Consider the following 12,850-nt stretch of genomic DNA (forward strand, 5'->3'; position numbering starts at 1 on the left):
ATTGTTCGTACATTTGCGAACAATATTCCGATTATGAAAACCCTTCAAAAAACCGTTTACTTCACCCGGGACCAAGAGCAAACCGCACGCTTTGCCAAGGCGCTGGGCCATCCAGTGCGGATAGCCATTTTGCAATTGCTCAACTCACAGGCTTGCTGCTATCACGGAGATATGGCCAACGAATTGCCCATTGCCAAATCCACCTTGTCGCAACACCTCAAAGAACTCAAAGATGCCGGACTCATCCAGGGAGATATTACTCCGCCATCCACGAAATACTGCATCAACCGCGAAAATTGGGAACTTGCTAAGCAGTTGCTAAACAAGGTGCTGAAATAATATTTTCAAAACAATGTTCGTATTTCTGCGAACAACGAATAAATGTTCGTAATTTTGCGAACATCAATGAAAACTGAATACATCATGAAAGACATCAAAGTACTGGGGCCCGGATGCCCGAAATGCAAAACCACCTACCAGAACGTGCTCGAAGCTGTGAAAGAAACCGGGATTGAAGCAAAAGTTGAAAAGGTAGAAGACATTGCCGAGATGATTAAATACAACGTGCTTACCACACCTGTTATCATGATTGACGGCGAAGCCAAAGTGCGCGGGAGGGTGGCAAATATTTCCGAGATCAAAGAGCTACTAAAAAAATAATGAGCACCATGAATAATCACATCGCTGTGAAAGAAATTTGCCCTGATACGGTCCATACCTGGTTGCAGGAAGGTGCCTTGATCGTAGATGTGCGTGAGCAGGACGAAGTGGAAGAACTGGCTTTTGACGTGCCGGCTTTGTTGCACATTCCGCTTACGGAGTTTGAAGAAAGGTATCGAGAAGTTCCTGTGGATAAGCGTGTTGTAATGGTGTGCCGCAGTGGAACCAGGAGTTTGCGCACCACAGGATTTCTTGTAAACAATGGCTACAACTCTGAGGAAGTGGTTAACATGTCGGGAGGTATCATTGACTGGGCAGGAAAAGGTTTTCCCACACGAGGTGATGCAGGCTTGAACGCAGATACCTCCGGCAACGCCTGTTGTGGAGAAACAAAGAACGCAAAACGTGAACAAACTTCCGGCTGTTGTGAACCTTCAGGCTGCTGTGAACCATCCGGCAGCCAAGGAACCGCGTGCTGCTAAGTGATCATCCTGGAATGTTTGATTGGATACAACATTTTGCAGACTGGCTGATATACGGGGTGTTCAGCATCAGTGAAACCTCGTCGTTGGGAACGGCGCTCAACTTTTTTGTGTACGATACCATCAAGATTCTCATACTCTTGTTTGTAATCGTGGTACTGATGGGCATTGTGAACGCCTATTTTCCTATTGAGCGCCTCAAAGAATACCTTCAAAGGAAAAAACTCTTTGGACTGGAGTACTTTTTTGCTTCCGTTTTCGGCGCCATCACACCTTTTTGCTCCTGTTCGTCGGTGCCATTGTTCATTGGTTTTGTGCAAGGTGGAATTCCGCTGGGTGTTACCTTTTCGTTTCTTATTACCTCTCCGTTGGTGAATGAAGTGGCCATCGCCATGTTCCTCGGAATGTTCGGCTGGAAGGCCACGCTGATATACGCCGTTTCCGGAATTTTACTCGGAACCATTGGTGGCTGGCTTCTGGGCAAGTTCAAACTTGAACATCTGCTCACTGACTGGGTCAAACAAATTCTTGAAAACACCCGGCAATCATCAGAGGATTTTGAAGGAGATAAAAGAAGCTTTTTTCAGCTCCTGCCCGGTATAACCGGAGAAGCCTGGGCCATTGTGAAAGGAGTTGTCATCTATGTGATTATTGGAATTGGAATCGGAGCCGCTATGCACGGCTATGTACCCGAAAACTTTTTTGACCAGTATTTGGGCGGCGGGCAATGGTGGACGGTTCCGTTGGCGGTGATTGTCGCCGTGCCCATGTACGCCAATGCCGCCGGAATAGTGCCGGTAATCCAGGTTTTTGTGGCCAAAGGCGTTCCACTCGGCACAGCCATTGCCTTTATGATGGCCACTGTGGGGCTTTCCATACCCGAAGGCACCCTGCTGAAAAAGGTAATGACCCTGAAACTGATTGGAATTTACTTCGGAACGGTAACCCTGTTTATCATTTTTTCAGGGTTCCTCTTTAACTTCTTACTCAGATAACAACGCTAACTCATGACCAACCAAAAAACATATCTCATTAATCTCTGGAAAGAAGCCCGCACGCGGTTCGAGAACCAGCTCAAAACCCTGCAATCCGAAGACCTGCAAAAACGATTGGGTGATTCACCCAACTCGGTGGGTTTTCTGATCCGCCATATAGCAGACGTGGAACTGCTCTTCGCAAAGAATGTTTTTGGTGCCGACGACGTGAAGGTATCGGCCAAAACCGTTATCGAAAAGCGCGATACGGGCCAGTGGACCGACCTCGATGAATTGCTCGAATACGCGCAATACGCCCGGAAGTCATTGCTGGAAATTCTCGAACAACAAGCAGAAGCGGATTGGGAAGCCACGATAACCACCAATGAATTTGGTACCAAAACCAAAGTCGAAGCCATGGGGCGCATCGTGTCGCACACCGCTTATCACGCTGGTCAGATGGCCATTGTTAACAAATACGGAAAGTAATAACCCAAACAAAAATCAAAATGAAAAGACTGTTTCCCCTACTCGCCTTGATAGCTGCAGCATCTTTCAGCGCCTGCAACACTACTACATCATCAAAAGAACCTGCTTTGAACGATTCGGAGACCAACTCCGCAACTCTGGCCTCAACGGAAGGCCTTGAGCTGATTCAATTTCACTCTGAGCACCGCTGCATGACCTGCAACAAAATTGAGGCGCTCACCATCGCAACCGCTGAGTCTTTGGAGGGCATTACCTTTCGTTTGGTGAATGTGGATGACGCAGCCAACGCAGAAATGGCACGTCAGTTTGAAGCTGCTGGAACGGCACTGTTTGTCTACAATCCCGAAACAGGTGAGAAGAAAGAACTCACAGACTTTGCGTTTATGACTGCGCATGATGATGAAAAGTACATTGCGAAATTGCGCGAAAAGATTGTGCGCTTTGATTGATGATGCATCAATGAGGCAATTACTTCTATCAAATTCACGCAAGTGGGGCTCTGATGACTTATGAATCCGGGAGGAATCCGAAAAACAGCCCCTTTTATGCAGCTCTTGGAGTCCAACAGCACAAAGTACTTTCAATTCTCGCCAAAATCACCTGGACCATAAAACAAGAAAATTCATCCATTTTGCCAACCGCCGAATTACAAAATCGAATCATTATCTAATCAGATCACAATGGATTGGCTCAACGACCTTGCCCAAAACCGCGAAGCTCCACTGCTGGCTGCTTTTGCCCTCGGACTGCTCACGGCTATCGCGCCTTGCCCGCTGGCCACCAACATTTCTGCCACGGCCTATATCGCGCGTAACATTACCAGCAAGCGCATGGTGATTTTCAGCGGTGGTATGTACACCCTGGGGAGGATGTTCAGCTACACCCTTATCGGAGCGCTCATCTTTTTCGGAGCCAGTAAATTTGAAATTGCCAGTTTGTTTCAGGGCCACGGCGAGAAGTACATTGGATTTGTTTTGGTGATTATCGGACTGGTGATGGTAAATGTCATCAAACTGGACTTTATCAAAGGGGTGAATTTCACTGAGCGCTTGTCGGATAAATTCAAAGGTCGCGGTTTGCTCGGTTCTTTTGCGCTCGGGGCATTGTTTGCTCTGGCGTTTTGCCCCTACAGCGGTGCACTGTTTTTCGCCATGCTCATCCCGATGACGCTATCGGCCAGTGCCGGCCTGGGGCTGCCCGTATTGTTCTCAGTTGGAACCGGATTGCCGGTGATTCTCTTTGCCTTTGTCATCGCCTTCAGCATGGAAAAGCTGGGCGCCTATTTCAAAGCCATTACGAAAATAGAAAAGGTAATGCGCGTGGTAGCCGGGGTGGTTTTTATCCTTACCGGACTGTTTTACATCAACATTTATTTCAAACTGATATGAGAGTTTTTGCAACGCTTTTGATCATTTCAATCGCTCTCAATTCATGTAGCGAACAGAAAGGTGATGTGCGCTTCCAGGTAATTGACACCGATTTTTCAAAAGGCAGACTCACGCATGTGCAATCGGTCAACCTTGTTGATCTGGAACGCTTTCACGGCCACCTTTGCGACGGCCTCGTGGTGGGAGCCCTTGCGATGGAGGCAGCCATGCGAACACTCTACCCCAATCAGCCTGTTGACCGCACCAACCTCCGCGCAGTAAGCAAGCCCTCGCCCTGCCTTACTGATGTAGCCATTTATTTATCCGGGGGGCGCTACCAGTTCAATACATTCTACGTGGATACAGCTTTTGAAGGGCTGTATATCGTTCAACGCATCGATAATGGTAAAGCGGTGTCGGTTTCGCTGAACCAAGGGGTGAAACCGGCCGCTATTGACAGTCTGGGCAATCTGGCCGTGCAGCGAAAACTTTCGCCCTGCGGCATTGATTCACTTCGCGCCCTGGAAGATTCTTTTACCGATCAGTTATTGGCTTCCGAAGCCGGTACTATCTTCACTGTAGAGGTACTCGAGGAATTTACGTGGAATCCGGTGCTGAGCAATCAGTTTGTTAAAACCGATGTGTTGAACCGGGATGCGCCGGAGTGCAGGAACACTGGCTCCACATCCCGGGAATTGAACCCGTAGGCCTTACGCAGAAAAGCACCACCGGTCCATTCATCACACCATCCAAGGTTATGAACCATGCTTTCTAAACCACAGCCTCGTCAATGCATTCGTTCTTTCCGACCAGCCGGGATATGGCCTCTTTACCGATTCGTTCACTGACAAGCCTCGGTAATGAAGGTCTGATATGTAAACGCAGAGCTCATACCATAAATGTATTCACGCCTTTTCGTTTGAACCTGCTTTTCAATGTCAATTCGTCCAATAAAGCGACCTTCGGCCTGGCACCTTCCTCCCGCTCCAAATCCCCTCCGATTTTTACCTTTACCGCCACAAAACCGAATATATGAGCGAAATTTTGTTTAACATAAGCAACGGTGTGGGTCGCATTACCCTGAACCGCCCCGATGTACTCAATAGTTTTAACCGCAACATGGCGCTGGCCATGCAGGACGCGCTCGACGAATGCGCTTCCAACAGCGAAGTTCGATGCATCCTTATTACCGGATCCGGACGGGCATTCTGCGCCGGACAAGACCTGCAGGAAGCCATCAGCGAAGAAGGTCCCGGTCTTTTGAACATCGTAAAGGAACACTACAACCCCATCATCCTGAAAATACGCGGTATTGAAAAGCCCGTGGTGGCTGCCGTGAATGGCGTTGCCGCAGGTGCCGGTGCCAATATTGCCCTGGCCGCCGACCTTTGTGTTGCGACCGCTTCGGCTTCATTTATACAGGCTTTCAGCAAGATAGGATTGATTCCTGACAGCGGAGGCACCTTTACCCTGCCCCGCCTTGTGGGTTTTCAACGCGCTACCGCACTGATGATGCTGGGCGACAAAGTGGGCGCAAACGATGCAGCCAACATGGGCATGATTTACCGCGCAGTGCCCGACGCCGACTTTGCCGAAGAAACGGAAAAACTCTGTGCAAAGCTGGCCCTGATGCCCACCCGCGGACTCGGCCTCACCAAACGCGCACTCAACCTCTCCATGAACAACGACCTGGGTCAGCAGCTCGACGTGGAAGAAAGTCTGCAAACAAGGGCCGGCCAATCACACGACTACCACGAAGGCGTAAACGCCTTCCTGGAAAAACGCAAACCCGAATTCAAAGGAAAATGAGCAATCAAAACATGACCATTGGTGTAGTAGGTGCGGGCACCATGGGCCGCGGTATCGCGCAGGTAGCCGCTACCACCGGACACCGCGTATTGCTGTACGACAATCAGTCTGTCGGTTTGCAGGCCGCCATGCAAAGTCTCACCGGCCTGTTTGACAAACTGGTAGCCAAAGAGAAAATAAGCCGCAACGACGCCGACGCCATTTTGCAGCGCATCGAGCCGGTTGATCATTTGGACAGTATGGAGCCTTGTAACCTGATTATTGAGGCCATCGTGGAGAACCTCGGTGTGAAGCAGCAACTCTTTTCGCAACTCGAAACCTTTGTGGACGAAGACTGTATTCTTGCCTCCAATACCTCGTCACTCTCCATTGCCTCGTTGGCCGGTCCGTGCGACCACCCGGAGCGCTTCATCGGCATTCACTTCTTTAACCCCGCGGCCCTTATGCCGCTGGTAGAGGTGATCCCTGCCCTGCAAACTTCACCCGAGGTGCTTCAAACCGTCCAAAAACTCATTGCCGATTGGGGCAAGGTGGTGGTAGTGACAAAAGACACCCCAGGCTTTATCGTAAATCGCGTGGCGCGTCCGTTTTACGGCGAGGCCATCCGCATTTACGAAGAAGGTATTGCCGATATGGCCACCATTGACTGGGCCATGAAAACCATCGGAGGCTTCCGTATGGGGCCTTTTGAACTGATGGATTACATTGGTAACGACATTAACTACACCGTTACCGAAACCGTGTACGAGGCCTTCTTTTACGACCCGCGCTACCGTCCGTCGTTTACGCAAAAGCGCGTGGTGGAAGCCCGTCGCCTCGGACGCAAAAGCGGTATGGGCTACTACGATTACCGCGAAGGAGCGGAGCCCCCTGCTCCTACCACAGACGAAGGTTTGGGTCATCAAATTGTAAACCGAATCGTGGCCATGCTTATCAACGAAGCCGCTGATGCCCTTTTCTGGAACATCGCCAGCGCCCGCGATATTGACCTGGCCATGACCAAGGGCGTGAATTACCCCAAAGGACTCTTGGCCTGGGCCGATGAACTGGGCGTGCTGAATGTGTACAACCGATTGGAATCGCTCTACGAGGAGTATGCCGAAGATCGATACCGACCTTCGCCCCTGTTACGCCGTATGGCTCGTGAAAATCATCGATTTTATTCGTGAGCGATTCACAACATAGCGCCAAAAAAATTGTAGACCGCATGTACAACCACGACCCCTTCAGTCAGTGGCTGGGCATTGAGCGACTGGAAGACGGTCCGGGAACATCCACGCTCCGCATGACGGTGCGTGAGGAAATGCTCAACGGTTTTTCCATCGCCCACGGCGGAATTACTTATGCACTTGCCGACAGCGCACTTGCTTTTTCCGCCAACGCCCACGGCATACAATCGGTCTCCATCGAAACTTCGATAGCTCACACCAAAGCCGTTCATTGCGGCGACGTACTGACCACGCAGGTAGAAGAAATAAGTCTTTCGCGCCGGTTGGGGATATACCAAATCAAGGTATTAAACCAACACAACGATATGGTGGCGCTGTTTAAAGGAACGGTGTACCGCACCTCCAAACCCTGGGAAATAGAAAACGAAGAAACCTCTGAATCATGAACCAAGCATACATAGTTGACGGTGTACGCACACCGATAGGAAATTTTGGCGGCACCCTTGCTCCGGTGCGCGCCGACGATCTTGCTGCCCACCCTTTGCGCGCATTGATGGCCCGCCACCCTCATTTGGATCCGGCAGCCATTGAAGATGTGATTCTGGGCTGTGCCAACCAGGCCGGTGAAGACAACCGAAATGTGGCCCGTATGGCACTGCTGCTGGCGGGATTACCCTGGTCGGTGCCGGGCGAAACCGTAAACAGATTGTGTTCATCAGGGATGGCTGCGGCGATGAATGCTGCCCATGCTATTGCCGTGGGAAACGGATCGGTTTTCGTAGCCGGTGGTATGGAGCACATGACACGCGGCCCATGGGTAATTTCAAAAGCCTCTGCTCCTTTTGGACGTGATTCGCAGATGTTCGACACAAGTTTCGGATGGCGCTTTATTAACCCAAGAATGCAGGAACTGTACGGCACCGACGGCATGGGCGAAACAGCCGAAAACCTGGTAGATTTATACCACATCAGCCGCCAGGATCAGGATCGTTTTGCAGCGTGGTCGCACGAAAAAGCCACTGCTGCCCGTAATAGCGGGCGCCTGGCTAAGGAAATTGCTTCTGTGGAAATTCCAAGAAGAAAACAAGACCCGCTTCTTTTTGAGCACGATGAGTTTATCAAGCCCGGCACGAGTGTGGAAGTACTCGCCAAATTGCGGCCTGCCTTTCGGCGCGAGGGCGGTACGGTCACTGCGGGAAATGCTTCGGGATTGAACGATGGAGCAGCTGCCCTTTTGCTTGCTTCAGAGCAGGGATTGAACGACCACGATTTGAAACCAATGGCGCGCATTGTTGCCTCTGCCGTGGTGGGCGTTGAACCCCGTATTATGGGAATAGGGCCGGTTGAGGCCAGCCGCAAAGCCCTGAAGCGCGCAGGACTTACGCTCGACCAGATAGACATCATTGAACTCAATGAGGCGTTTGCGGCTCAATCGCTGGCCTGTACGCGTGAACTCGGTCTGGACGATCGCGATGAGCGCATCAACCCCAACGGAGGTGCCATTGCATTGGGGCATCCACTGGGAATGACCGGAGCGCGCTTGCTGTTAACTGCTGCTCTCCAGTTGCGCGAAACCGGCAAGCGTTACGCGCTTTGTACGCTGTGTATCGGTGTGGGCCAGGGTTATGCTGTGGTGCTGGAGCGCGCCTAAGGCTGCTTGCATCTGATTTTTCCGCAGAGCCCGGTAGCATTTTGCCTCAGGGGAAAAAGAAATCCATCGGCGGGAAGAGCGATTCCAACAGACGCTCATTATAATCCAGAAAATAGGTTTCCGGATTCATGCTGGAGTGAATGATAATCTGGCCCGAAGGGGCTTCATAGGCCCGAACAATCACGTCTTCCGCATTTTTAAACTGGTAAGCCACCTCAAACAAAGGCTCGGATTCAGGGCGATAGGCATCGGCAAAGTAGGAATGCTTTGTGTCGAGCATAGACACCGTGTACTGGATACGCGGTTCTTCGGGCACCAGAGCATTTCCGTACATCCAAACTTCGGGATCTTGCACATCAAAAGTATAGATGTGCTCGGGAGAATAGCGAAACTCTATCCGCTCCAGTTCGCGAACATCCAGTTTCAGAATACGTTGGTTTCTCCACGTTGAGAAAATCTGGTTGAAATTGGGTCCGAAAAAATTCTCAGCGCTGTAAACCTGTTCTCCGTCTGTAAGCCGCACATAGGTGATTCCACGAGAGCGGTCGCGTGGTTCATCCGGACTTTTTCCTTTGCGGTTGTCGTAATACTGAAAAGCCCCGATTTTAAAATCAATAATGACTCCCTGATTGCCGATGGCAATTACCCGCGTAGCGAGAGAATCTTCCATTTCGAGTTCAGCCCATTGTTCACGCGTGGTTCCTTTGAGCCGGCTCGGGCGAAGTTTTTCCAATTCCTCCAACAAAATCTCAATACGTCCTTCATGGAGGGGCATATTTGTTGTTCCTCGCATGACACGCCATTCGTCTCCACTTAAAAAGATCACCACTTCGGCATGATTCTCAGACCGCGCATAAATCTTAAGCGTGTGTATATCCTCTACCGGAACTTTTGGAAACTGGTGCTGAAAGGTGTTCTCTCTGTGCTCATCCAGCCACATGGTCATGAGCCAGATTCCGGAGAGGGCAATCAGTAGGGCCAGCATCCACAACGTGGTATTTCGCGTAGTTCGGGCCATCAGGAATTCGAGTAATCAGCCTGCATTCGTTTTTTGCGCAATGATCTGCGCTGTTGAAAGCGAATGAGGCCTATGATTAGAACAATCGCTACCGGAAGCAGAAAATTTAAAAATTTAAGTGTTGTACGCGTGCCATCTTCCATGGCCTCAATCGGCCTGCTCTGAACCAAACGGTTGCGCAGTTGAACCAGACCATCATCATCCAGCAACCAATCAACCGCATTCACAAAAAAGTTGATATTGTCTGGTTGCAGTTGACGGGCCTGATCGCGCGGACCGTTTACGGCAAAGTCGCCGTCGGTCATCACCACCATTCTGGTGAACTCGCCGCGCAAAGCACCCGTGAGAGAAGCAGCTACCGTGATGTGTTCGCGCTTGTAATCGGCGAGTGTCCATTGGCGTTGCACGTCCAACACCTGCGGCAAGGGTAGCGCGTGCGCTTGCGCAGAAGTGTGAAGCACGGGTTCGAAGATAAAAGTGGTGTCTCCTTCGTATTTCAATTCAGACGGAAACTGAAACATCACTGCATCGAGGCCACCAGAAATAGGATTTCCAGAAATGCCCTGCATCAGAGGAAGGTATGGGAACGGTACATTGCTGGCATAGGTGAAAAAACCTTGCGTTTGTTGCAGCGTCAGGGCTCCACATCGATTGTCAACAACCAGGTTACGCTCCACCACAATACCGTAATTTCTGAGCCATTCCTTCATACCATTCTCTGCAGGAGTGGCAAGAAACTCCACAAAGTCACCTTTAACGGGATTAAAAGCCACGAGCAGACGCCCGCCATTAGAGATATAGTCGTCCAGAAAATCAAAATGCCACTGCGGAATGGTGTCAACAGGGTTCACCCAAAGCATTGCCGGATACCTATCTACTGACGGCACCGTTCCTCCGGCAATCCAATAGGGCTGCACGTCGTACAGCACCGACATTTCTGCCATGACCTGAGCCAGTTCCGGCAACTCAGGTTCACCGTGGCCCTGGATAAAGCCAAGGGTGGGTTTTTCCTGTACGGCAAGTTTCCTGATAGCACTCGAAAGGGCGTATTCCATCGATCCGTCGGGCGGAATAAAAGGAATCACTTCCATTTCCTCTCCCATTTCTACCGTGGCGCCAAGGTAGGCCCGCATTTGCTTTTTGCGATCTTTCTCGCGCACTTCAATCATCACCGGCGGCAATCCCTTTTCGCTTGCTTCCTTTTCGAGTTCTTCCGATTCGTTGGGATTGATAAACTCGTACACAAGGTTTCCGCGTGTAAGAGCTGCATACTCCACCAGCATCTCCTTGAACTGATTGCGGGCGCGAAGAAAATCAGGCGGTAGATCCTCGCTGAAATAGGCTCTGACGGTAACCGGCTCCGGGAGGTCGCGCAAGATACCTTTGGTAGCACTGCTCAGAGTAAACTGCTTGTTTTCACTCCAGTCGAAACGTGTGTAAAACCGCGCCGACAGCAGGTTTAACATTACGATGATGCCAACTACCAGCAACCAATTGACTGAAAAACGAGAGCTTCTCTGACTCATGATTGTCCACTGATTTTGATTCGGTTGATTTGCTGCTCGGCCAAATAAACCCCAAGGAAAGCGATGGAAACAAAATAGATAATGTTTCGGGTGTCTACCACGCCACGGGCAATTCCCTCAAAATGATTGGACATATTGAGGTAAAAGAATACCTGGCCGGCCATCCCGGTGAGGTTTTGCGACAACACACCAAACACAATGTGAAAGCAAAGTCCAATGACAAGGGCTATTAAAAATGCCACTACCTGGTTGGATGTAAGGCTACTTGCAAAGATTCCAACTCCTATATACGAAGCGCTCATCAGCAAGAGCCCGAGATAACCGCCGATCATTTGTCCCGTATCGGGATTACCGATGTAATACAATGTAATGATATACGGTAGGGTACAAAGTAATGCCACAGCAATCAGAAACCACGCCGCGAGGAATTTGCCCATCAACCATTGACGTTGATTGAGGGCTTTGGTAAGCATAAGTTCCAGTGTTCCGCTTTTCCGTTCTTCGGCAATAAGGCGCATGGTGAGTGCGGGGATGAAGAAGAACAGCGACCAGTATGCAATCGCGAAGAATACGCTGAGGCTGGCTTGACCAACGAGGAAAACATCGCTCCCGTAAAACCACGTAAAAAAACCGCTGAAACCCAGAAATAGCACCAGCATTACATAGGCCACGAGCGAGTCGAAGTAGGATGCGATTTCACGGCGGGCTATGGTTAAGGTTGTTCTCATGATTACGATTTATAGGGTTAGACCACGGAATATATCTTCGAGGCTGGTTTCTGACGGGCTCATTTCCAATATATACCAACCATTGACTGCGCATGTCCGAGTGAGTGATTGGGCAAACGCGTTGACATCTGTCACTTCTGCTTCCCAGAGATTTGATGGAGCATCCAGGGTAGATAATCGCCCGGTTTCGGGCCAGCTTTCGAGGGTTTGTGAAACACTGCTCAAGTCATTTCCTCCCAGCCTGATGCGCACCATGTTTTTTCCGCTTGCCTGTTGCTTAAGTGATGCTGCTGTGCCATCGGCTACGATTTCACCCCGGTTGATAATAAGGATACGATCGCAGGTGGCTTCTACTTCCGGAAGGATGTGGGTGCTTAGAATAACGGTTTTCTCGCGGCCAAGATCCTTGATGAGTTTGCGTATTTCCACAATCTGGTTTGGATCGAGTCCGGTGGTTGGTTCATCCAGAATCAGCACTTCAGGGTTGTGAATCATGGCTTGCGCAAGGCCCACGCGCTGGCGGTAACCTTTGGAGAGTTCGCCTATTTTTTTGTGCTTCTCACGATTCAGACCACACACGCCTACCATTTCGCGAATACGACGACTTACCTCGGCAGAGGGCACTCCCTGCACCCGCGCACAAAAATCCAGGTAATCAATTACCGGCATTTCCGTGTATAGCGGATTGTTTTCGGGTAAGTAGCCAATATGTTTTCTGATTTCAGGCCCGTCATTTAGTACCGACCACTCTCCTACCCGAATATCGCCGCTTTCCACCTCCATACATTGGGTAATCATCTTCATGGTGGTGGTTTTTCCCGCCCCGTTGGGGCCCAAAAAACCGAGTACTTCTCCGGTGCGAACTTCAAAGGACAGGTCGTTCACTGCCTTCTGTATTCCATAGGTTTTCGAAACCCCGTCTACCACTACGTTCATGGCTTAAATGTCGGCTTTTTAAGGTTCACTGCGAATGTAAG

16 protein-coding genes are annotated in these 12,850 nt (G+C 50.3%); 12 read left to right on the plus strand and 4 right to left on the minus strand.

What is annotated here, in order from left to right:
• Positions 1 to 33: 33 nt before the first annotated feature.
• The 12 genes from EA392_02665 (at position 34) to pcaF (ending at position 8,601) form a co-directional block, all read left to right on the plus strand.
• The gene (locus EA392_02665; protein ID TVR40958.1) at positions 34 to 339 is read left to right on the plus strand and encodes an ArsR family transcriptional regulator; all 306 of its coding nucleotides are present in this window, start codon (positions 34 to 36) and stop codon (positions 337 to 339) included.
• 84 nt (positions 340 to 423) lie between these two features.
• The gene (locus EA392_02670) at positions 424 to 660 is read left to right on the plus strand and encodes a thioredoxin family protein (protein TVR40959.1); all 237 of its coding nucleotides are present in this window, start codon (positions 424 to 426) and stop codon (positions 658 to 660) included.
• 8 nt (positions 661 to 668) lie between these two features.
• The gene (locus EA392_02675; GenBank protein ID TVR40960.1) at positions 669 to 1,142 is read left to right on the plus strand and encodes a rhodanese-like domain-containing protein; all 474 of its coding nucleotides are present in this window, start codon (positions 669 to 671) and stop codon (positions 1,140 to 1,142) included.
• A 14-nt stretch (positions 1,143 to 1,156) separates the two neighbouring features.
• Positions 1,157 to 2,137, plus strand: coding sequence for a permease (locus tag EA392_02680; protein TVR40961.1), 981 nt, complete (start codon positions 1,157 to 1,159; stop codon positions 2,135 to 2,137).
• A gap of 12 nt (positions 2,138 to 2,149) precedes the next feature.
• Positions 2,150 to 2,605 (plus strand): DinB family protein, encoded by a 456-nt coding sequence (locus tag EA392_02685; GenBank protein ID TVR40930.1) that lies wholly within the window; start codon positions 2,150 to 2,152, stop codon positions 2,603 to 2,605.
• Between the two features lie 20 nt (positions 2,606 to 2,625).
• Entirely contained in the window at positions 2,626 to 3,054 is a 429-nt protein-coding gene (locus EA392_02690) for a hypothetical protein (GenBank protein ID TVR40931.1), read from the plus strand.
• A 231-nt stretch (positions 3,055 to 3,285) separates the two neighbouring features.
• Complete coding sequence (locus EA392_02695; GenBank protein ID TVR40932.1) at positions 3,286 to 3,993, plus strand: sulfite exporter TauE/SafE family protein; 708 nt, start codon at positions 3,286 to 3,288, stop codon at positions 3,991 to 3,993.
• The gene (locus EA392_02700) at positions 3,990 to 4,679 is read left to right on the plus strand and encodes a hypothetical protein (protein ID TVR40933.1); all 690 of its coding nucleotides are present in this window, start codon (positions 3,990 to 3,992) and stop codon (positions 4,677 to 4,679) included. Before EA392_02695 ends, EA392_02700 begins: the two co-directional genes overlap by 4 nt.
• A 325-nt stretch (positions 4,680 to 5,004) precedes the next feature.
• On the plus strand, positions 5,005 to 5,781 hold the full coding sequence (locus EA392_02705) for a 2-(1,2-epoxy-1,2-dihydrophenyl)acetyl-CoA isomerase (protein TVR40934.1): 777 nt from the start codon (positions 5,005 to 5,007) through the stop codon (positions 5,779 to 5,781).
• An 11-nt stretch (positions 5,782 to 5,792) separates the two neighbouring features.
• Positions 5,793 to 6,950 carry a 3-hydroxybutyryl-CoA dehydrogenase gene (locus tag EA392_02710; GenBank protein TVR40962.1) on the plus strand — a complete coding sequence of 386 codons (1,158 nt, stop codon included), beginning with the start codon at positions 5,793 to 5,795 and terminating at the stop codon, positions 6,948 to 6,950.
• Between the two features lie 38 nt (positions 6,951 to 6,988).
• A complete protein-coding gene (locus tag EA392_02715; protein ID TVR40963.1) occupies positions 6,989 to 7,396 on the plus strand; it encodes a hotdog fold thioesterase in 408 nt (135 codons plus the stop codon).
• On the plus strand, positions 7,393 to 8,601 hold the full coding sequence (gene pcaF / locus EA392_02720) for a 3-oxoadipyl-CoA thiolase (GenBank protein TVR40935.1): 1,209 nt from the start codon (positions 7,393 to 7,395) through the stop codon (positions 8,599 to 8,601). Before EA392_02715 ends, pcaF begins: the two co-directional genes overlap by 4 nt.
• Positions 8,602 to 8,647: 46 nt before the next feature.
• On the opposite strand, the gene EA392_02725 is transcribed toward pcaF, so the two are convergent.
• From EA392_02725 to EA392_02740, 4 genes are read right to left on the minus strand one after another with little or no spacing between them, the layout of a single operon-like run.
• Positions 8,648 to 9,619 (minus strand): DUF4340 domain-containing protein, encoded by a 972-nt coding sequence (locus EA392_02725; protein TVR40936.1) that lies wholly within the window; start codon positions 9,617 to 9,619, stop codon positions 8,648 to 8,650.
• Positions 9,619 to 11,145: a hypothetical protein gene (locus EA392_02730; protein ID TVR40937.1), complete on the minus strand. Its 1,527-nt coding sequence runs from the start codon at positions 11,143 to 11,145 to the stop codon at positions 9,619 to 9,621. Before EA392_02730 ends, EA392_02725 begins: the two co-directional genes overlap by 1 nt.
• Positions 11,142 to 11,873, minus strand: a complete 732-nt coding sequence (locus EA392_02735) for an ABC transporter permease (GenBank protein ID TVR40938.1) — start codon at positions 11,871 to 11,873, stop codon at positions 11,142 to 11,144. Before EA392_02735 ends, EA392_02730 begins: the two co-directional genes overlap by 4 nt.
• 9 nt (positions 11,874 to 11,882) lie before the next feature.
• Positions 11,883 to 12,809, minus strand: a complete 927-nt coding sequence (locus tag EA392_02740) for an ATP-binding cassette domain-containing protein (GenBank protein TVR40939.1) — start codon at positions 12,807 to 12,809, stop codon at positions 11,883 to 11,885.
• Between the last annotated feature and the right edge of the window lie 41 nt (positions 12,810 to 12,850).

This window comes from Cryomorphaceae bacterium, from assembly GCA_007695365.1.
Classification (GTDB): domain Bacteria; phylum Bacteroidota; class Bacteroidia; order Flavobacteriales_D; family SKUL01; genus SKUL01.